Source organism: Corallococcus sp. CA047B (genome assembly GCF_003612065.1).
Classification (GTDB): Bacteria; Myxococcota; Myxococcia; order Myxococcales; family Myxococcaceae; genus Corallococcus; species Corallococcus praedator.
Map to the genome: position 1 here is coordinate 12,309 of NZ_RAWD01000003.1, position 20,572 is coordinate 32,880.

Genomic DNA, 20,572 nt, shown 5'->3' on the forward strand with positions numbered 1-20,572 from the left:
ACCCACGGACTTCACCCGGTCATAGGACTAGGGGGTACAGCTCGACAGCCCCGTCACCGCGAAGCTCTGGGTGGCCGTCTGGTTGAAGGCGTTGGTGACAGTGGTGGTGATGAGCGTGGGAGTGCCCCCGGTGACACAGGAGGGAGCCGTCCAGGTGATGCGGCTGTTGGAGGGGCCACTGGCGGGTGCGCCCAGCGAACCGGTGTTGGCGGCCCAGGAGAAGGTGAGCGCGGAGCCTTCGGGATCGTTGGCCACCACCTCGTACGTGAGCACCTGTGCCGCGGAGGCGGAGTCCGAGGAGCGGTAGGTGTGGATGATGAGGGGAGGGAGGTGGTTGGGGGCCGGAGAGGTATTGGCAACACACAGTGCCACGGTTCCGGTGGTCTGCCCGCCACGTCCGTCGGAGACAGCGACGGTGAGCTCACAGTTGTTGCAGGAGCCGGCGGGGAGCGCGGAGGGCGTGAACTGGGCGGAGCTGGAGGAGGCATGGGTCCAGGCGCCCTCGCAGGAAGCGCTCCATGCGTAGGAGAGGCCGTCGCCATCCAGGTCCGAGGCTGAGACAGAGACGGAGGTGGTCTGCCCCACGGCCAATTGAGAGGCGGTCGCGGTAAGGGCGGCGACGCGGGGCGAGGAGTTGAAGGCGATGGAGAGCTGCGCATCCCCCTGCCCGCCACCAGACAGGACATTGATGGTCAGTGAGAAGAGGGTGGAGAGGCCGCCGGGGTCCGTGACGGTGAAGGTGAGTGTCTGAAGGCCGGTGGAGGCAGGTGCCGTCCAGGAGGTGGAGGCCGAAGAGGCCGACGAGAAGGCGCCTGCGGTGGAGGACCAGGCGTAGGTAAGGGTGTCGCCCGGGTTGGGGTCGTGCGCGGCGGCGATGAGGGAGAGCGAGCCGCCCGCGGCGACGGAGGTGGAAGAGGTCACCAGGGAGTCGATGAGCGGGGCCGCATTGAGGAAGGGAGGCGGCGCGTCGACCTGCTGGAGGGTGATGGCGACGAGGGCCGTCTGGTTCGCGACGATGGAGACGCCGGAGGCGGAGCCCTGGAAGAGCAGGGTGCCCGAGGTGTCGAAGGCCTGGGCGAGGAAGGAGCGGTTGGCGCCCGCAGGGATGTTGCCGAGGACGCCGCCCCAGGCGCCGTTGGAGGACGCGAGGTCCACGGAGACGGAGGGGAAATCGGCTGCGCTGGACGTGACGGAGACGCGGGTGATGGAGGCGGCGAGCGCCTGGGGCACGGAGACGGCGAGCTGGGTGGAGCCGGTGTCGGAGGAAGAGGCGGAGCAGCCCGCGAGCAGCGCCAGCGTGAGCGCGAGCAGCAGGTGCATGGAGGGTTTTTTCATGAGGCAATTCCTTGCGGTTGATGAAATGAGGGCGGCCCCCGTGCGTCGGGGGGCGATGTGTCTGCGATTGAAGCCAATGACTGGCGAGGCCTGATGCGTGTGCTGCTCCGCCGCCAGGGATGTCGTCCCTACCTGCGCCCGTTGAGACGAGGACGAGTCCCGTGGGGAGCAGCACCGCCGCCATCACGTGGTGGGACCAGGGCGTCCGTAGAGGCCCAACGCACGGGGGGCCTGGCAGTTTCGAACGTAGACACCTCCGCCGTCGCGTGGATGTCGCCAAAGGTGCCTTCTCCCCCCGCGACGAGGACCTGACCGTTGGGCAGCAGCGTTGCCGTGTGGCCACCGCGAGGCGAGGCCAGGGCTCCGGTGTCGCTCCAGGTGCCCGAGGCCGGGTCGTACACCTCCGACGTCGCGAGGAGGTCGCTCTCGCCGTAGCCCCCCGAGACGAGGACCCTACCGTCGTTCAGCAGCGTCGCCGTGTGGTCGTAGCAAGGCCAAGCCATGGAGCCCGTCGTGCTCCAGGTGCCCGAGGCCGGGTCGTACACCTCCGCCTTCGCGCGGAGGTCTCCGCTACCGCCTCCCCCTGAAACGAGGACCTTGCCGTTGGGAAGCAGCGTCGCCGTGTGGCCATAGCGCGTGAAGGCCATGGAGCCAGTGCTGCTCCAGGTGCCCGAGGCCGGGTCGTACACCTCCGCCGTCGCGAGGAATCCGCTCGCGCCCAAACCGCCCGTGACGAGGACCTTGCCGCTGGGCAGCAGCGTCGCCGTGGATGCACTGCGATATGAGGCCATGGAGCCGGTCGCGCTCCAGGTGCCCGAGGCCGGGTCGTAGACCTCCGCCATGCCGCCGCTCTCGGAATCTCTCCCCGCGACGAGGACCTTGCCGTTGGAAAGCAGCGTCGCCGTGTGGCTGCTGCGAGGTGAGGCCATGGAGCCGGTGTCGCTCCAGGTGCCCGAGGCCGGGTCGTACACCTCCGCCGTCGCGAGGGTATCGCTCTCGGAATCTCCCCCCGCGACGAGGACCTTGCCGTTGGGCAGCAACGTCGCCGTGTGGCCATAGCGAGCCGAGGCCAAGGGGCCGGTGTCGCTCCAGGTGCCCGAGGCGGGGTCGAACACCTCCGCCTCCGCGAGGAGGGTGCTCTCGCCGTACCCTCCCACGACGAGGACCTTGCCGTTGAGAAGCAGCGTCGCCGTGTGGCCACTGCGAGGTGAGGCCATGGCGCCGGTCAGGGCCCAACCCGTGCTGGCACAGCCTGGCAGCCCCGCCACCGAGAACCTCCGGGTTGCCGTGAGGTTGAAGGCGTTGGTGACGGTGACGGCGATGACAGGGGGGGCGCCCGCCTCGACACAGGAGGGCGCCGTCCAGGAGGTGCTGCTCGTGGAGGCACCGTGGGTCGGGATGCCCAGCAAGCCGGCATTGACGTGCCAGGAGAAGGAGAGCGCGGAGCCCTGGGGATCGCTGGCCTCCACCTCGTAGGTGAGCTCCTGGCCGGGAGAAGCGGTGTCCGAGGAACTGGAGGAGGAAACGATGATGGGATTCGAGTGCTCCTCCCCGTCGGCGGTGACGTAGACGGAAAGGGACTTCTCGGATGAGAGGCCCTGGGCGTCCGTCACGGTGAAGGTGAGGGTCTGGAGGCCGGAGGAGACAGGCGCCGTCCAGGAGGTGGAGGTCGAGGAGGCCGAGGAGAAGGCGCCCGAGGAGGAGGACCAGGCGTAGGAGAGGGTGTCGCCCGGGTTGGGATCATGCGCGGCGGCGACGAGAGAGAGCGAGCCGCCCGCGGCGACGGAGGTGGAAGAGGTCACCAGGGAGTCGATAAGCGGGGCCGCATTGAGGAAGGGAGGCGGAGCGCTGACCTGCTGGAGGGTGATGACGACGAGTGCCATCTGGTTGACGACGATGGAGACGCCGGAGGCGGAGCCCTGGAAGAGCAGGGTGCCCGAGGTGTCGAAGGCCTGGGCGAGGAAGGAGCGGTTGGAGCCTGCAGGGATGTTGCCGAGGACGCCGCCCCAGGCACCGTCGGTGGAGATGAGGTCCACGGAGACGGAGGGGAAATCGGCGGCGCTGGCGGTGACGGAGATGCGGGTGACGGTGGCGGCGAGCGCCTGGGGCACGGAGACGGCGAGCTGGGTGGCGCCGGTACCGGAGGAAGAGGCGGAGCAGCCCGCGAGCAGCGCCAGCACGAGCGCCAGTCCCAATCGAGTGGAAGTCTTTGTCATGAGGCAAGCCTCGATGTTGAGGGAATGAAGCCGCGGTCCCCGTGTGCTGGGTCCGGCGATGTGTCTGGGATTGAAGCCAATGACTGGCGGGGCTCGGTACGTGGACTGAGCCCCGCCACCAGGGATGCCGTCTCTACCTGCGCCGCTCGAGACGAGGGCCCGGCCATCGGGTCGCCGCGCCGCCGCCGTTGCCAGGGGGCTGATAGCGTCGCAGGAGCTTGTTGTCGGGCAGCAGCGTCGCTGGGTCGATGGAGCGGCGCGGGGCCAGGGAGCCCGTCGAGACCCCTCCCGCGAAGCCACTCGAATCTCCGGGCGTACACAGCTCCGCTGTCGCTAGGTAGCGGCCATCGTATCCCCCCGAGACGAGGATCTGACCGCTGGGCAGCAGCGTCGCCGTGTGGAGGAGGCGGGGCGAGGCCATGACGCCAGTTGCGTTCCAGGTGCCCGAGGCCGGGTCGTACATCTCGGATTCCGCCAGGTAGCCGCTCTCGCTGTAGCCCCCCGAAACGAGGACCTTGCCGTTGGGCAGCAGCGTCGCCGTGTGGCTGGCGCGGGGTGAGGCCATGGGGCCCGTAGAACTCCAGGTGCCCGAGGCCGGGTCATACACCTCCGCCGTCTCGAGGAGGCCGCTGTCGCCCTCTCCCCCCGCGACGAGGATCCTTCCGTCGGGAAGCCGCGTCGCCGTATGCGAGGAGCGAGGCGAAGCCATGGTGCCCGTCACGCTCCAGGTGCCCGCGTCCGGTTCGTACACCTCCACCGTCGCAAGCGAGCCGCTGTCGTTGGCTCCCCCAGAGACGAGTACCCTGCCGTCGGGCAGTCGCGTCGCCGTGTGGCGAAGACGAGGGGACGCCATGGAAGCGGCGGCGCTCCAGGTGCCCGAGTTCGGGTCGTACACCTCCGCCTCCGCGAGGAGGGTGCTCTCGCCGTACCCTCCCACGACGAGGACCTTGCCGTCGGGCAGCAGCGTCGCCGTGTGGTCCTGGCGAGGCGAGACCATGGCGCCCGCCGCGCTCCAGGTACCCGCGTCAGGAGCGTACAGCTCCACTTCCGCGAGGAGGCCGCTCTCGTCGTAACCGCCCGACACGAGGAGCTTGCCGTTGTTCAGCAGCGTCGCCGTGTGACCGGCGCGGGGTGAGGCCATGGAGGCTGCCGCGCTCCAGATGCCCGAGGCCGGTTCGTACACCTCCGCTGTCGCTAGGAATTCGCTCTCGTTGACTCCCCCCGCGACGAGGAGCTTGCCGTTGTTCAGCAGCGTCGCTGAGTGGAGGACGCGAGACGAGGCCATGGCGCCCGTCGAGGCCCAACCCACGGTGTTACTGGCGGTTCCGGGCGTATACACCTCCGCCGTCGCAAGGGTGCGTGAGTTGTCGTATCCGCCCGCGGCGAGGACCGTGCCATTGGGCAGCCGCGTCGCTGTGTGCCCCTCGCGAGGCGAGGACATGGAGTCGGTCTTGCTCCAGGTGCCCGAGGCCGGGTCGTAGACCTCCGCCTCCGCGAGGGGGGCGTTCTCGCCATACCCTCCCGCGATGAGGACCGTGCCGTCGTTCAGCAGCGTCGCCGTGTGGCCATCGTGAGGCGAGGCCAGGGCGCCGGTCGCGCTCCAGGTGCCCGAGGCCGGGTCGTACACTTCCGCGAGGCCACCTTCCCAGCCATTTCCCCCTGCGACGAGGACCTTGCCGTCGGGCAGCAGCGTCGCCGTATGCCAGGAGCGAGGCGAGGCCATGGAGACGGTCGCGCTCCAGGTGTCCGAACTCGGGTCGTACACCTCCGCTGTCGCGAGGGCGCCGTCGTTGCTCCATCCCCCCGCGACGAGGACCCTGCCGTCGGGCAGCAGCGTCGCCGTGTGGCTCTCACGGGGCGAGGACATGGAGTCGGTCGTGCTCCAGGTGCCCGAGGCCGGGTCGTACACTTCCGAGGGGCCACCTTCCGAGCCAGTTCCCCCTGAGACGAGGACCCTGCCGTCGTTCAGCAGCGTCGCCGTGTGGCGGAGGCGAGACCAGGTCATGGAGCCGGTCGCGCTCCAGGTGCCAGAGGTCGGCTCGTACACTTCCGCGAGGCCACCTTCCCAGCCAGCTCCCCCCGCGACGAGGACCTTGCCGCTAGGCAGCAGCGTCGCGGTGTGGCCAGAGCGAGACGAGGCCATGGCGCCCGTGGCTCTCCAGCTTTTCGAAGCCGGGTCGTACACCTCCGCCGTCTCGAGGAGGCCGCTATCGTCGTTGTGTCCCCCCGCGACAAGGACCTTGCCGTTGGGCAGCAGTGTCGCCGTGTGGGCCTGGCGAGGCGAGACCATGGAGCCGGGTGTGTTCCAGGTGCCCGAAGCCGGGTCGTACAGCTCCGCCGCGCCGAGTCCCACGACGAGGACCCTGCCGTTGGGCAGCAACGTCGCCGTGTGACTGTAGCGATGCAAGGCCATGGAGCCGGTCTCGCTCCAGGTGCCCGAAGTCGGGTCGTATAGCTCCGCCTCCGCGAGGACGCCGCCATCGCCATAGGTCCCCCCTGAGACGAGGACCTTGCCGTCGGGCAGCAGCGTCGCCGTGTGCAAGTTGCGAGGCCAGGCCATGGCGCCGGTCTCGCTCCAGATGCCCGAGGCCGGGTCGTACACTTCCGAGAGGCCACTTTCCCAGCCACTTCCCCCTGAGACGAGGACCTTGCCGTCGGGCAGCAGCGTCGCCGTGTGCCACATGCGAGGCGAGGCCATGGCGCCGGTGGTGCTCCAGATGCCCGAGGCCGGGTCGTACACCTCTGCCGTCTCAAGGCTATTGCCCCACCTGTTGTTGTCTCCCCCCGCGACGAGGACCGTGCCATCGGGCAGCAGCGTCGCCGTGTGGTCGGTGCGACGCGAGGCCATGGCGCCGGTCACGCTCCAGGTGCCCGAGGTCGGGTCGTATTCCTCCGCCATGGGGCCGCCCTCATAGGTTCCCCCTGCGACGAGGACCCTGCCGCTGGGCAGCAGCGTCGCCGTGTGTCTGTCGCGAAATACGGCCATGGAGCCCGTCGTGCTCCAGGTGCCTGCGGCCGGGTCGTAGATCTCCGCCGTCTCGAGAGGGGTGCTCTCGCCGTACCCCCCCACGACGAGGACCCTGCCGTCGGGCAGCAGCGTCGCCGTGTGCAAGGAGCGAGGCGAGGTCATGGAGCCGGTCTTGCTCCAGGTTCCCGAGGCCGGGTCGTACAGCTCCGCCGTCGCGAGGATGGTGTTCCCGTCACCCCCCGCGACGAGGACCTTGCCGTTGGGCAGCCGCGTCGCGGTGTGGCGGAGCCGAGGCGAGGACAGGGCGCCCGAGGACCAGCCCGCGGTGGCACGCGAAGCAACCACGGGCAGCAGGTACACCTCCGCCGCCGCGAGCTTGCCGCTCTCATCGTAGCCCCCCGCGACGAGGACCCTGCCGTTGGGCAGCAGCGTCGCCGTGTGCCAGATGCGGGGGAGGACCATGGAAGTGGCAGCCCTCCAGGTGGCGGTGGCCGGGTCGTACACCTCCGCCTCCGCGAGGAGGCCGCCGCTACGGATGCCTCCCGAGACGAGGAGCTTGCCGTCGGGCAGCAGCGTCGCCGTATGGGCGGCGCGAGGCGAGGCCAGGGCGCCCGTGGCGCTCCAGGTGCCCGAGGCCGGATCGTACAGCTCCGCCGTCGCCAGGTAGCTGGTACCGCCACTTTGTCCCCCCGCGATGAGGACCTTGCCATCGGGCAGACGCGTCGCCGTGTGGTACCCACGGGGCGCGGTCATGGCGCTCGTGGTGCTCCAGGTGCCCGAGGCCGGGTCGTACAGCTCCGCCGTCGCCTCGTAGTCGCTCGCGCCGATGCCACCGGTGACGAGGAGTTTGCCATTGGGCAGCAGCGTCGCGGTGTGGCCATAGCGGATCGAGGCCATGGCGCCCGTGGTGCTCCAGGTGCCCGAGGCCGGGTCGTACAGCTCCGCCGTCTCCAGACGTACGCCGTCGCTGACGCCACCGGTGACGAGGAGTTTGCCATTGGGCAGCAGCGTCGCGGTGTGGCCATAGCGGGTCGAGGCCATGGCGCCCGTGGTGCTCCAGGTGCCCGAGGCCGGGTCGTACAACTCCGCCTCCGAGAGGTTGCGGCCAACGCTCTGTCCGCCCGAGACGAGCACCTTGCCGTTGGGCAGCAGCGTGGCGGCGTGGAGGAGGCGAGGCGAGGCCATGGTGCCCGTCTCGCTCCAGGTGCCCGAGGCCGGGTCGTACAGCTCCGCCGTGGCCAGGAAGCCGCCCTGGCTTCCTCCCGCGACGAGCACCCTGCCGTTGGGCAGCAGCGTCGCCGTGTGCTCGTAGCGAGGTGAGGCCAGGGCGCCCGTCAAGGCCCAGCCCTCGGCGGCACAGCTGCGCAGCCCCGTCACCGGGAAGCTCCGGGTGACGGTGAGGCCGAAGGCATTGGTGACGGTGACGGTGATGGCAGGCGTCACCCCGTCATCGGCACAGGAGGGGGCCGTCCAGGAGGTGCTGCTCGTGGACGCGCCATGGGTCGGGGTGCCCAGCGCTCCGGTGGTGGCGGTCCAGGCGAAGGAGAGCGAGGAGCCCTCGGGGTCGCTGGCCACCACCTCGAAGGTGAGCACCTGGGTGGGAGACGCGGTGCCCGAGGAACTGGAGGAGGAAACGATGACAGGAGGGGCGTGCTCCTCAGAGGAGCCACAGTCCGGCAGCCCCACCACCGAGAAGATCCAGGTGGTCGTGAGGTTGAAGGCGTTGGTGACGGTGATGGTGATGACAGGCGTCATTCCGTCATCGACACAGGAGGGGGCCGTCCAGGAGATGCCGCTGGTGGAGGCGCCATCGTCAGGTGTGCCCAGCGAGCCGGTGTTGGCCTCCCAGGAGAAGGAGAGCGCGGAGCCCTCGGGGTCACTGGCCAACACCATGAAGGTGAGTTCCTCGTCGGGAGAAGCGGTGTCCGAGGAGCCGGAGGCGGCGAGGATGATGGGAGGGGAGTGCTCCTCCGAGGAGCCACAGACCGGCAGCCCCGTCACCGGGAAGCTCCGGGTGGCCGTGAGGTCGAAGGCGTTGGTGACGGTGACGGTGATGACGGGCGTCACCCCGTCATCGACGCAGGAGGGGGCCGTCCAGGAGGTGCTGCTCGTGGAGGCGCCGTGGGTCGGGATGCCTGGCGAGCCGGTGTTGGCCGCCCAGGAGAAGGAGAGCGCGGAGCCCTCGGGATCGCCAGCCGTCACCTGGAAGGTGAGCACCTGCCCGGGAGAGGCGGTGTTCGAGGAACTGGAGGAGGAGACGATGACGGGATTGAAGTGGTGGGTGGAGGTCTCGCGGACGCACAGGGCCACGGTGCCGGTGTTCTGCCTGCCACGTCCGTCGGAGACAGAGACCGTCAGGCCGCAGTTGTTGCAGGCGCTGGCGGGAAGCGCGGAGGGCGTGAACTGGGCGGAGCTGGAGGAGGCGTTGGCCCAGGAGCCCTCGCAGGAGGCGCTCCATGCGTAGGAAAGGCTGTCGCCATCCAGGTCCGAGGCCACGGCGGAGACGAAGGTGGTCTGCCCCACGGCCAGTTGGGTGGGGGACGCGTTGAGGGCGGTGACCTGGGGTGAGGTGTTGAGGGAGATGGAGATGAGCGCGGAGCCCTGCGCCCCGCTGTCGGTGACGTAGACGGAAAGGGAGAGGGAGGAGGCGAGGCCCTGGGAATCCGTCACGGTGAAGGTGAGCGTCTGGAGGCCGGTGGAGGCAGGCGCCGTCCAGGAGGTGGAGGCCGAGGTGGCCGAGGAGAAGGCGCCCGCGGTGGAGGACCAGGCGAAAGAGAAGGTGTCGCCTGGGTTGGGGTCGTGCGCGGCGGCGACGAGGGAAAGCGAGCCGCCCGCGGTGACGGAGGTGGAAGAGGCCACCAGGGAGTCAATGAGCGGAGCCTCGTTGAGGAAGGGAGGCGGCGCGTTGACCTGCTGGAGGGTGATGACGACGAGGGCCGTCTGGTTGGCGACGATGGAGACGCCGGAGGCGGAGCCCTGGAAGAGCAGGGTGCCCGAGGTGTCGAAGGCCTGGGCGAGGAAGGACCGGTTGGCGCCCGCGGGGAGGTTGCCGAGCACGCCGCCCCACGCGCCGTCGGTGGAGGCGAGGTCGACGGAGACGGAGGAAAAATCGGCGGCGCTGGCGGTGACGGAGATGCGGGTCACGGAGGCGGCGAGCGCCTGGGGCACGGAGACGGCGAGCTGGGTGGAGCCGTTGCCGGAGGAAGAGGCGGAGCAGCCTGCGAGCAGTGCCAGCACGAGTGCCAGCCCCAGGCGAGTGGAAGTCTTTGTCATGAGGCAGGCCTCGTGGAGGAGGGAAGGAAGCAGCGGGGCTCAGGGTGCATAGAGGTCCGCCGTCGAGAGAGGCGTGCTCCCGCGGACGCCCCCTGAGACGAGAAGCTTGCCGTTGGGGAGCAGGGTCGCCGTGTGGTTCGCGCGAGGTGAGGTCATCGAACCCGACGCGCTCCAGGTGCCCGAGGCCGGGAGGTAGACCTCCGTCGTTGCCAGGGAGGAGCTACCGCTGCGTCCCCCCGAGACGAGGACCCTGCCGTTGTTCAGCACCAGCGCCGCGAGGCTGGAGCGAGGCGAGGCCATGGGACCCGTCGCACTCCAGGTGCCCGAGGCCGGGTCGTACAGCTCCGCGGTCGCCAGCGAGGTGCTCGTGTTGCTTCCCCCTGCGACGAGCACCTTGCCGTTGGTCAGCAGTGCCGCCGTGTGGCTGGCGCGAATGGAGGCCATGGCGCCGGTCGTCGTGCTCCAGGTGCCCGAGGCCGGGTCGTACAGCTCCGCGGTCGCCAGGAAGCTGGTGCCTCGGCCCCCCGCGACGAGCACCCTGCCGTCGGGCAGCAGTGTCGCCGTGTGGTAGCCACGGGGCGAAGCCATGGCGCCCGTGGTGCTCCAGGTGCCCGAGGCCGGATCGTACAGCTCCGCCGTCCCCAGGTAGGCGCTCGCACTGTTGAAGCCGCCCGCGACGAGCACCTTGCCGTTGAGCAGCCGCGTCGCCGTGTGGAGATAGCGGGGGGCGCGCATGGCGCCCGTCGCGCTCCAGGTGCCCGAGCCCGGGGTGTACAGCTCCGCCGCCGCGAGGTAGCCGCTCCCACTGTTGTAGCCCCCCGCGACGAGCACGGTGCCGTTCTGCAGTCGCGTGGCCGTGTGGAGGTAGCGAGCGGAGCGCATGACGCCGGCGGAGCTCCAGGTGCCCGCGGTCGCGGTGTACAGCTCGGCCGTCGCGAGGGCGGTGGTGTTCTGTCCCCCCGCGGCGAGCACCTGATCATTGAGCAGCAGCGTCGCCGTGGAGTCCCTGCGAGCCGCGGCCATGGCGTCCGTCGGCACCCACTCCGAGAGGATGCAGGTGGGCAGCCCCATCACCGTGAAGCTGCTCGTGGCCGTCAGGTTGAAGGCATTGGTGACGGTGGCGGTGATGATGGGGGTCGTGTCTCCACCGACGCAGGAGGGGGCCGTCCAGGTCGTGCGGCTCTGGGAGGCGGTGTTGGCCGGAGTGCCCAGCGAGCCCGTGTTCGCGGCCCAGGAGAAGGAGAGCGCGGAGCCCTCGGGGTCGCTGGCCGCCACCTCGTAGGTGAGCACCTGCGCCGCGGAGATGTGCTCCCACGGGAGGGTGGAGCTGTAGGAGCGGAGGATGAAGGGATTGAAGTGGTGGGGCTCGGGAGTCGTGCCGACACACAGGGACAGGGTGCCGGTGCTCTGCCCGCCGCGCCCATCGGACACCGCGACGGTGAGCTCGCAGTTGTTGCAATTGCCGGCGGGGAGCGCGGAGGGAATGAACCGGGCGGCTCTTGAGGAGGCATTGGCCCAGGAGCCCTCGCAGGAGGCGCTCCAGGCGTAGGAAAGGCTGTCGCCCTCCAGGTCCGAGGCCGAAACGGAGACAGCGGTGCTCTGCCCCACGGCCAGCCGCGCGGGTGTGGCACCGAGGGAGTCCACCCGGGGCGCGCTGTTGAAGGAGAGGGTGACCTGTGCCGAGCCCTCCTCATCGCCAGCGAGGACGGTGACGTCCAGGGAGGCGCTGGCGGAGAGGCCGCCGGAGTCCGTCACGGTGAGCGTCAGGGTCTGCGTGCCGGGGTCGTTGGAGGCGGCCCACGCGGTGGAGCTGGCGGAGGCCGAGGAGAAGGCGCCCGAGGAGGAGGACCACGCATAGGAGAGGGGCTCGTCCGGGTGGAGCCCATGGGCTGAGACCGCCAGGGAGAGGGCATTGCCCACGCGCACGGAGGTGGAGGAGGCGACCAGGGCGTCAATGACCGGAGGCTCATTCAGGGAGGCCGGGGGTGCGTTGGGCTCCTGGAGGGTGATGCCGATGAAGGAGGACTGCCCGGCGGAGATGGAGACGCCGGAGGCGGAGCCCTGGAAGAGCAGGGCGCCCGAAGCGTCGAAGGCCTGGGCGAGGAAGGAGCGATGCGAGCCCACGGGGATATCGCCGAGCCGGCCGCTCTGGACGCTGGAGGCGGGAGCGAGGTCCACGGACGCCGAGGGCATGTCCGCGCCGCTGGCGGTGACGGAGACGCGGGCGATGGCGGAAGTGCCAGCGTGGGGAAGGAAGACGGCGAGCCGGGCCGCGCCGGTGTCGGAAGCGGCGGAGCAGCCCGTGAGCAGCGCCAGAGCGAGCGCCAACAGAAGTCGAGGAGAGGCGTTCTTCATGGAGGTCACCTGCCTGGGCACGAAAAAGGGGCGAGGGCCCACGAGAGCCCTCGCCCTGAAGCCATGGGGAGCGGGAGCTACGGCGCGAGGACCTGGATGTCGCCCGCGGAGGAGGGCAACTCGTTGTCGCCGATGTCCAGGACGTTGCCGTAGCCGAGCTGGCCGAAGGCGTTGTCACCCCAGCAGCGGGCGGCCCCCGTGCTCAGAAGGGCGCAGGTGTGACTGGCGCCCGTCGTCACCTGGAAGGCGGTGGAGCCGTCCAGGTCCACGCCGGAGGCGGGAGGCGCGAGCAGCGTCGCGGCGCTGCCGTAGCCGAGCCGGCCGCTGGCGCCGCTGCCCCAGCACTTGAGGTCGCCGGTGCTCAGCAGGGCGCAGGTGTGCTGCTTGCCCGCGGAGACCTGGAGCACCTGGCCGCCCATCACCACATCGCCGGTCGGCGCGCGGAGGGTGTTGGTGTTGCCGTAGCCCAGCTGGCCAAAGCCGTTGTAGCCCCAGCAACGCACGTTGCCGGTGTTGAGCAGGGCGCAGGTGTGGTTCTCGCCGGCCGTCAGCTGCATGACGGGGCCGCCCACCGCCACGCTCCCGGCCACCGAGGGGTGCTCGTTGTTGCCCACCGTCTCGGTGTCGCCGTAGCCCAGCTGGCCATGGCCGTTGTAGCCCCAGCAGCGCACGTCGCCGGTGTCCAGCAGGGCGCAGGTGTGATGGCCACCGGCGACGATGTTCTTCACCGCGCCGCCCACCTCCACGTCGCTGCCCTGCTCGGAAACCTGCTCGTCGTCGCCGACGTCCTGGGTGTCGCCCCGGCCGAGCTGGCCGTAGTTGTTGCGGCCCCAGCAGCGCACCTTGCCGGTATTCATCAGGGCACAGGTGTGCTCGTAACCGGCGGCGAGCTTCACCGCGATGCCGCCCAGGTTGACGTAGCCATAGCTGGCGATGGCCTCGCCATCCCCCACGTGCTCGGTGGTGTTGTAGCCGAGCTGGCCATGGGTGTTCTGGCCCCAGCAGCGCACCAGTCCGGTGTCCAGCAGGGCGCAGGTATGGTTTCCGCCGAGGGCGAGCCTGGCTCCCACGCCCACCAGCGCCACATCCCCCGCGGTGTAGGGCTGCTCGTTGTCGCCGACGGTGAAGGTGTTGCCGTAGCCCAGCTGGCCGAGGGTGTTGCGCCCCCAGCAGCGCAGGGCGCCGCTGTTGAAGAGAACGCAGGTGTGGGACTCGCCGGCGCGGATGGAGTTGATGCCGGTCAGCCCGCCCTCGACGGTGGGGTTGTCGGGGAACTGGTTGGGGGTGAGCGGGTAGCGCAGCGTGGTCTTGCCGCCATCGCCATCGGTGACTTCGAGCGTGATGATGCCCTGCACGGCGGTGGTGTAGTCGCGCAGGGTGGCGGGGTTGGTGGCGCCGGAGAAGCTCGGCAGCGGGTCGAAGCTGGTGCCGGAGGCGGGCGCGAAGCTCCAGGCGTACTGGAGCGAAGACGCGGCTTCATTGTCGGCCACGGAGGCCTGGAAGATGACGTTTCCGGTGCCGAGCACACGGCTCGAATTCAGCGTGTTGATGACCGGGTTGAAGAGCACCTGGATGCCCGTGTCGATCACACCATCGGTGGTGCCGGGCGGCTTGACCCGGGTCTTGAAGGTGGTGGAGACGGAGTGGCCCGCCTCGTTGGTGACCTTCACCGTGTGCTCGAACTCCGTGTTGGAGGAGACGGTGGGCGGAGCGTACTGACTGACGAAGGTGCCCACCGTGGCCGCCAGGGAGATGGAGCCCGTCGGTGGATAGAAGGTCCCGCTTCCCCCCGCCGAGATGATTTCGTAGTCGAGGTTCTCTCCGGTGTTGGCCTCCACGGTGAAGGACACATTGCCGCTCTGGTCGGAGCCGAAGGCGGAGGGGACGGAGATCTTCCGGATGCGTGGGATGGAGATGGCGCGACCGTCATTGGCGGCGGTCAGGACGATGATGATGGACTGTCCGCCGATGGCGAGGGTCTGCTCGGTGGTGCCGTGGAAGAGCAGGGTGCCGGAGGCGTTGAGGGCCCTGGCGGAGAAGACGAGCGTCTTGTCCCTGGGGAGGAAGGGCAGCGTGCCGTTCCACTCGCCAGCCTCGTTGCGAAGGTCGAAGTTGACGTAGAGCGGGCTGTTGGTGGCCTTGTCCTTCACGTCGATGCGCAGGGTGCTCACATCCGTGAAGGAGAAGACCTGGGAGGCGCGCGGGGAGAAGGCGGAGCGCGAGCCACCCCTGGAGGCGCCGGAGGCGTCGTAGAAATCCGAGGCCTTGATGGAGAAGGAGGCGGTGGCGGAGTCCTCCTGCTCCTGCTGCTGAGGGGTGGAGGGCTGGGTGCTGCAGCCGGTGATGCCGAAGGTGAGGGCCGACAGGACGACGGCCGCCTTCCGCAGCGTCCGCCACGTGCGCGGGAAACCAACAGATGAAACTGACATGCAAGTGCTCCTTCAGGACGCACGTCTTCCAAGCCGCGCCACGCAGCTCTTCTGGCGTCACGTCGCGAGTGACATGGGGCTGCGCGGATGAAGCTCGGTCACGCGGAGCCGTAGCGGCTCCGCGCCTCGGTCAGACGAACCCCGGGTTCGCTTTCATGGGACCGAGAAAATTCCCCCACCCATGTGGATGAGCCAACACATCTGAAAATGATGCAGGGATTTTCGGGGGGCCGCCGCGGCACCCGCACCGACTCCCGCCTCCCCCGTTCAACGGGTCAGGTTCTTGAGGACGGTGTCCAACACGCCCCGTGAGTCCACGAGGAACAGCTGCGCCTCCGCCGGATCCTCGGGTTCGAACTTGAACCTGCAACCCTCGACCGCTGGCATCCCGATCCGCTTGTAGAGCCGGATCACGGACGGGTCGCTGGTGACCGTGAAGACCGACAACTGGTTGTTCTCGCAGAACTCAAACAGATGGCGAACCAGCAGCGGGAAGACGCCGCTGCCCCTGAACTCGGAGCGCAGGACGGCTCGGCTCGCCTCGATCAGATTGGGGGCGTTCAGGAAGGTCAGGTCCCGATGGGGTTGGTAGCCGTGGATCTCGAATTGGCCCTGGTGCCTCCCGCAGAGCCTGGCGCCCCCAATCAGCCTGTCCTCTTGGAAGACGCCGAAACAGATGGCGATGTCATCCCGGTCATCCCGCAGTTCATGACCCGATATCCGGATTCCGGATGGATTGGCTGGATGGAAATTCCAGCCTGCCTCGTGGATGTAGGCGTCGAAGAGCAGCCTTCGGTAATGGCCAAGCTCTTCTGGAGCTCGAAGGATCCTGACCTCAAAGGAGTTCGTCATTTGGAGTGAAGGTGCCTGGGGCTCCTTCACCACAGGGGAGCCGGCGACGCGGCAAATGATGCACAGGCGGCTGATTCAGCGAGCAGCCCGCGGATTCCCTGCATCATTCTTCCCCGAATCAGCTCTGTCCCTTCGCGGGGGCACTCAGCCTATGGCCGTCGATCTGGCAGGCGGGAGGCTTTCATTGCAAGAGGTCACACGATGAGTGTCGAGAGCATGAGTCTGAACGCCGCGGCGATCTTCTTCTCACTCGTGTTCCTGCTCGCAGCGGCTTCCGCCAGGGCCCAGACCCAGCCTTCAGCCCGGGGGCACCACGAACGTCTCATTCACCCTGTTCAAGCAGTGCCTCGGGGGCGGTGCCTCGCGGATCACTTCGGGGGCCCGGTCCACCCTGGGCCCGGATGCGGCCAGCCTGGAGTCGGATGGGGTGTTGCCGGACAGTGCTTCATCCGCGTTGCGCGGCCTCGAGTCGGGTGCCCCTGACGCCTGGCTCCACGGGTTCCAGGCCCGCGGACGGCCAACCATCAGCGAGCCTCCGTGGGCTTCGCGTCCGGAAGGGATGGAGCGCCAGTCGCCAGCGCGCGCAGGGGTGCGTCGCTGCCCACGGTGATGAAGGGGGCCCAGTAGTGGGGATGGGGCCACGTCCGTCGGAAGGAGCGCATCGCCTCGCGCAGCGCCGTGGCCCGGCCCTGCCCCGACAGCAGGTGGCGGTAGTAGGCCTCCATGAGGGCATGGGTCGCCCCGTCGTTCACCTTCCAGAGACTCATCACCACTGTCTCCGCTCCGGCCACGAAGAAGGCGCGGCGCAGGCCGTACACGCCCTGGCCTGGCTTCACGTCGCCCCGTCCGGTGTCGCACGCGGACAGCACCACGAGCTGGGTGCCCCACAGGTCCAGGCCCGCCAGCTCCAGGGCCGTCACCATCGCGCTGGCCGCCGGAGGCCTGGCCGCGTCAGGAGCTGGTGCGGAGGCGCCCGCCAGGATCAGCCCCGAGCGCAGCAACGGATCCGGAACGGGGCGCGTGAGGGCTCCCTCTCCCAACACACCAAAATGGACCACGGCCCTGGAGTCGCTGGGCGCGGGGGCGTCGTCGAGGAAGAAGCCGTGGGTGGCCAGGTGCAGCACGCCGGGCGTGGGCAGGTGGAGCAGCCGCTCCTTGGTGGCCTCGGGTCCGAGCAGGAGCTGGGCCTGGGGGAGGAGGCGTCGGATGTCCTCGGCCTCCGCGCGACTGCCCGGGAGCGCTGCCCAGGGGGTGGCGGCGATGTCCTCCGCGCGCGAGGTGGAGAAGAAGCGCTCGAGGGGGGCGGAACGCTCCGCGGGCGAAGGGGCCCGGGGCGCGGCTCCTGGTGCCGCCTGGAAGTCCGGGTCGGCGAAGACGACGACAGACGACACGGCGGAGGTGTCCTGGGGACGCCGCAGCAGATCCTTGCCGGAGGTGAGGTAGGTGAAGTCCCAGGTTTCGACCAGGAAGTCGCGTCCGTCGTGGAGCGCGGCGAAGGGGACGAGGCCCAGATGTCCGTCGGGCGAGAGGAAGAGCCGGCGGGTGTTGCCCAGCAGCGGCAGCAGGGGCCGGAACGCGATGTCGTGGAGCGCCCGGGCGGATGCCTGTGATTGGACGTCGCGGCGTGCCAGTGCATCGCGCAGGCGCGTGGCGGCGCGGTCGATGGGCGCCGCCGGGCCCAGGTCCAGGGCCCGCGTGGATGCGTCGGGGAAGAGCACCAGCGCCAAGTATCGGAGCGGACCCGGTTTCTTCGCGCGGGGCTTGCCGGGAGTGGGGAGGACGGGACTGTCCTCGTAGGCGATGAACTCGATGAGGGCGCCATCGCGCGGCAGGGAGGCGGCGACCCGGTCGACGATTTCGGCGGTGGGTGGGAGCGCGGTGAGCGCGCGCAGGGGCGCGGAGCGTTTGGCGAGGTCGGCCTCCAGGGCATCACCCTGGTCGGCGAGCGACTTGAGGCGCTGCTGATAGTCCACCGGAGTGAGCTCGCCGGGGCCCCCGAGCGAAAGGGCGGCCCGTTGGGTGCGCAGGCCTCGCAGCCGCTCGAAGGTGTCGCGGTCCCTGGCTCCCAGGCTTCGGGAGAGGCTGCGGGAGATCTCCGCGGTCTCCTCGACGGAGCGGCCCTTGCGCAGGAGTACGGCGCTGAGGGCCAGACGCCGCACGCTGACGTCCTGGGGCCAGGCGCGCAGCACGGCATAGAGCCCCTGCTCGTCCGCGCGCAGGAGCTGGAGGAAATGGGCCAGTCGTGACTCGGAGAAGTCGAGCGCCTCCTGGCGCAGCCGCTGTTCGGAGACGTCGAAGGCGCGCGTCAGGAGCGGCAGGGCGGCGGCGCGGCGATGTCGGGCCAGGTGGAGCAGGGCGAGGCCGTGCAGCGATTGCGCGATGCTGGGATGGGTGTCGCCAAGCGTTGCTTCCTGGATGGCGAGTGCACGCTTCCAGAGGGGCTCGGCCCGGTCATACCTTCCTCGGGACAGGTGGATCCTGGCGAGGCTTGCGAGCGAGGAGGCCACGAAGGGATGGGTGTCGCCGAGCGCCGCTTCCTGGATGGCGAGCGCGCGTTTCAAGAGGGGCTCGGCCCGGTCCTCATTCCCTCCCTGGTCCAGATAGACGTTGGCGATGTTGTGGAGCGTTGAGGCGAGGTCGGGATGGTTCTTGCCGAGCGCCACCTCCCGGAGGGCGAGCGCGCGCTGATGGAAGGTCACGGCCCGGTCGTACAACCCCTGTTCCTTGGCGAGGAGCGCGAGGTTGTCGAACGAGGTGGCGATGAGAGGGTGTTTGTCGCCGAGCGCTGCTCGCAGGATGGCGAGTGAGCGCTGGAAGAGGGGTTCGGCCCGCTCATACAACCCCTGCTCCATGTAGAGCAGGGCAAGGTTGTTGAGCGAGAAGCCAACTTCGGGATGGTTCTTGCCGAGGGCCTCCTCCCGAATGGCGAGCGCGCGCAGGTGGAGGGGCTCGGCCCGGCTGTACAACCCCTGTTCCGAGTAGGCGTTGGCGAGGTCGTCGAGCGAGGAGGCCACGTGAGAGTGTTTGGCGCCGAGGGCCGCCTCGAAGATGGCGCGCGAGCGCAGGAAGAGGGGCTCGGCCCGTTCGTACAAACCCTGACCCACGTAGAGGTTGGCGAGGCCGTGGAGCGATGCGGCGACGTCGGGATGGTTCTTGCCGAGGACCTCTTCCCGAATGGCGAGCGCGCGCAGGTAGAGGGGCTCGGCCCGTTCGTACAGCCCCTGATCCTTGTAGAGGATGGCGAGGTTGTGGAGCGATGTGGCGACATGGGGGTGGTTGTTGCCGAAGGCCTTTTCCCGGATGGCGAGCGCGCGCAGGAAGAGGGGCTCGGCGCGCTCGAACAGCCCCTGGTCCAGGTAGAGGTTCGCGAGGTTGACCAGCGTCCTGGCGACGAGGGGATGTGCGGCGCCAAGGCCCGTCTCCCGGAGGGTGAGTGCGCGCAGGAAGAGGGGCTCTGCCTGAGCGTACCGCCCCTGTTCCTTGTAGAGGATGCCCAGGAGGGTGAGCGTCAGGGCAACGTCCGGGTGGTCCTTGCCGAGCGTGGCTTGCCTCAGGGCCAGCGCGCGTTGAAGCAGGGGCTCCGCATGGGCGACGTCGCCTTGCCGCTGATGGAGTTCCCCCACGAGGTCCAGAGCGCCGGCGATGTCTGGATGCGTGCTTCCAAGAGCGGACTCCCTCAGCGCGAGCGCCTGCGCGGCCAGTCCATGCGCCTCGGGATAGCGGCCTGCGTCCATGAGCTTCGTCGCCGCGTCAAAGGCCGCCTGCGCCTCGCGAAGCCTCGCATCCCCCGGCGCCTCCGCTGTCGCCGCCCCCGCCGAACAGCAGAGCACGACGACCACCATCCACCCGAGCATGCACCTCATGGTTCCCCCTTGAATGCAGACACGGGCAGTGAGCCCCAGTTCCCTGGCGGTGTCACGCGGCGGTCGCCAGGCTGGGGGGGCCACGGGACAGCCTGCGGATTCCGTGCATGACTCTTCAAGTCCCTGGCTCTCCTTCATCGTGGTCCAGCTGTCCTGCCCATGGACGCGACGGAGAAAACGCGATGGAGAAGTTCCTGCTGGTCTGTCTGTTCCTTCAGCTTCCCTCCCTGGCGCACGCGGGTCCTCCGGCCTCCGCGAAGCCCTCCCCCATGCGGTCCGCGGGCCGGGTTTCGGACGCCGAGCGCTACGCGCGCCGCTGTCAGGCCCAATCCGGCAGCCGCATCGCCAGGCCCCAGGGGACGATGCTGTGGGGCACCCGGCGGGACTGGAACACGGAGAAGGTGGCCGAGGAGCGCAGCAGCGTGCTCGTCTCGGCGGACCTCGCGCCCCTGCGCCGGGCGGAGGCGGGGGTGACGGCCCTGCGGCTCGACGGCGGGCACCTGGTCGCCTCTCCCGCGCCGGAGGCTGGGGATGCCCTGCGCGGCGTCGTCGGCAGCGTGCTGCAGGGGACGGACAGCGACGGCAAGCCCGTGGAGGTGGCCCTCTGCGCCGCCGAACCCTCCCCCGAGGACCCTGGGATGATCTTCTACCGCATCGAGGCCTGGAACGCGGTGGCCCAGGAGTGGGAGAACCCCTGCGTCGCCGTGGGCCGCGTGGCGAACCCCCGGGCCCTCGCGGTGGGCGGCGTCTGGGATGCCAGTGGGGCCCACCAGGACGCCCCGGGCAAGCTCACCTTCGCCTGTGAGAACGGCGCCATCACCAAGTGCATCCAGTGGGGCTACAAGCCCTGGGACCGCCGCGACGGGAAGCCGCTGGCGGACCTCCACCAGGCCTGCACCCGTATGGCGCGCGCGGACTACTGTGGCAATGGCCAGAGCCACACGCACCAGGGCACCACCATCGACGTCTATGACCGGTTCGGCATGGTGGAGCGGGGGGAATGGGATCCCGCGAAGGCCTCCTTCGAGGCGGCGTGGGCACCCGACGGGGCCACCTGCCTGGCGCGCACCCGTGACGGCCGCGCGCTGGCGACCATCCTCCAGGAGTGCCCCAACCGCTTCCAGACAGACGGGGTGGGTGCTCCAGGCGAAGGGGCAGGGGAGCACTGCACGGTGCGACGCATGAACGTGAGCCCCGAGGCCGCGCTGCTGCGCAACCTGACGTTCGCGGCCCCGAAGGGCGCTGCCTCCGCGGCCAAGGCCCCGTAGCACGTCCCCCGTG

The 20,572-nt window shown here is 69.5% G+C and carries 8 protein-coding genes; 1 reads left to right on the forward strand and 7 read right to left on the reverse strand.

Translation table 11 applies throughout. The features are described from left to right. Positions 1 to 27: 27 nt before the first annotated feature. The 7 genes from D7X74_RS00980 to D7X74_RS01025 all read right to left on the reverse strand — a co-directional run bounded on the left by D7X74_RS00980 (position 28) and on the right by D7X74_RS01025 (position 19,291). The gene (locus tag D7X74_RS00980; RefSeq protein WP_147446422.1) at positions 28 to 1,335 is read right to left on the reverse strand and encodes an Ig-like domain-containing protein; all 1,308 of its coding nucleotides are present in this window, start codon (positions 1,333 to 1,335) and stop codon (positions 28 to 30) included. A gap of 128 nt (positions 1,336 to 1,463) precedes the next feature. Next, positions 1,464 to 3,551: a kelch repeat-containing protein gene (locus D7X74_RS00985; RefSeq protein WP_120531004.1), complete on the reverse strand. Its 2,088-nt coding sequence runs from the start codon at positions 3,549 to 3,551 to the stop codon at positions 1,464 to 1,466. 133 nt (positions 3,552 to 3,684) lie between these two features. Continuing rightward, on the reverse strand, positions 3,685 to 9,792 hold the full coding sequence (locus D7X74_RS43865; RefSeq protein WP_255424348.1) for a kelch repeat-containing protein: 6,108 nt from the start codon (positions 9,790 to 9,792) through the stop codon (positions 3,685 to 3,687). A 39-nt stretch (positions 9,793 to 9,831) separates the two neighbouring features. Further along, positions 9,832 to 12,147 (reverse strand): kelch motif-containing protein, encoded by a 2,316-nt coding sequence (locus tag D7X74_RS01010; protein WP_120531005.1) that lies wholly within the window; start codon positions 12,145 to 12,147, stop codon positions 9,832 to 9,834. Between the two features lie 77 nt (positions 12,148 to 12,224). Continuing rightward, on the reverse strand, positions 12,225 to 14,576 hold the full coding sequence (locus D7X74_RS01015; RefSeq protein ID WP_120531006.1) for an RTX toxin: 2,352 nt from the start codon (positions 14,574 to 14,576) through the stop codon (positions 12,225 to 12,227). Positions 14,577 to 14,843: 267 nt separating this feature from the next. Further along, positions 14,844 to 15,428 carry a GNAT family N-acetyltransferase gene (locus D7X74_RS01020; RefSeq protein ID WP_120531007.1) on the reverse strand — a complete coding sequence of 195 codons (585 nt, stop codon included), beginning with the start codon at positions 15,426 to 15,428 and terminating at the stop codon, positions 14,844 to 14,846. 524 nt (positions 15,429 to 15,952) lie between these two features. Continuing rightward, positions 15,953 to 19,291 carry a CHAT domain-containing tetratricopeptide repeat protein gene (locus D7X74_RS01025; RefSeq protein WP_233601917.1) on the reverse strand — a complete coding sequence of 1,113 codons (3,339 nt, stop codon included), beginning with the start codon at positions 19,289 to 19,291 and terminating at the stop codon, positions 15,953 to 15,955. Between the two features lie 182 nt (positions 19,292 to 19,473). On the opposite strand from D7X74_RS01025, the gene D7X74_RS01030 reads away from it, so the two are divergent. Further along, positions 19,474 to 20,559 carry an ADYC domain-containing protein gene (locus D7X74_RS01030; RefSeq protein ID WP_120531009.1) on the forward strand — a complete coding sequence of 362 codons (1,086 nt, stop codon included), beginning with the start codon at positions 19,474 to 19,476 and terminating at the stop codon, positions 20,557 to 20,559. The last annotated feature ends 13 nt before the right edge of the window (positions 20,560 to 20,572 follow it).

Bases quoted from the DNA above. Each gene is read 5' to 3' on its own strand.
- D7X74_RS00980 (WP_147446422.1), bottom strand. From the start codon at position 1,335: ATGAAAAAACCCTCCATGCACCTGCTGCTCGCGCTCACGCTGGCGCTG.
- D7X74_RS00985 (WP_120531004.1), bottom strand. From the start codon at position 3,551: ATGACAAAGACTTCCACTCGATTGGGACTGGCGCTCGTGCTGGCGCTG.
- D7X74_RS43865 (WP_255424348.1), bottom strand. From the start codon at position 9,792: ATGACAAAGACTTCCACTCGCCTGGGGCTGGCACTCGTGCTGGCACTG.
- D7X74_RS01010 (WP_120531005.1), bottom strand. From the start codon at position 12,147: ATGAAGAACGCCTCTCCTCGACTTCTGTTGGCGCTCGCTCTGGCGCTG.
- D7X74_RS01015 (WP_120531006.1), bottom strand. From the start codon at position 14,576: ATGTCAGTTTCATCTGTTGGTTTCCCGCGCACGTGGCGGACGCTGCGG.
- D7X74_RS01020 (WP_120531007.1), bottom strand. From the start codon at position 15,428: ATGACGAACTCCTTTGAGGTCAGGATCCTTCGAGCTCCAGAAGAGCTT.
- D7X74_RS01025 (WP_233601917.1), bottom strand. From the start codon at position 19,291: ATGAGGTGCATGCTCGGGTGGATGGTGGTCGTCGTGCTCTGCTGTTCG.
- D7X74_RS01030 (WP_120531009.1), top strand. From the start codon at position 19,474: ATGGAGAAGTTCCTGCTGGTCTGTCTGTTCCTTCAGCTTCCCTCCCTG.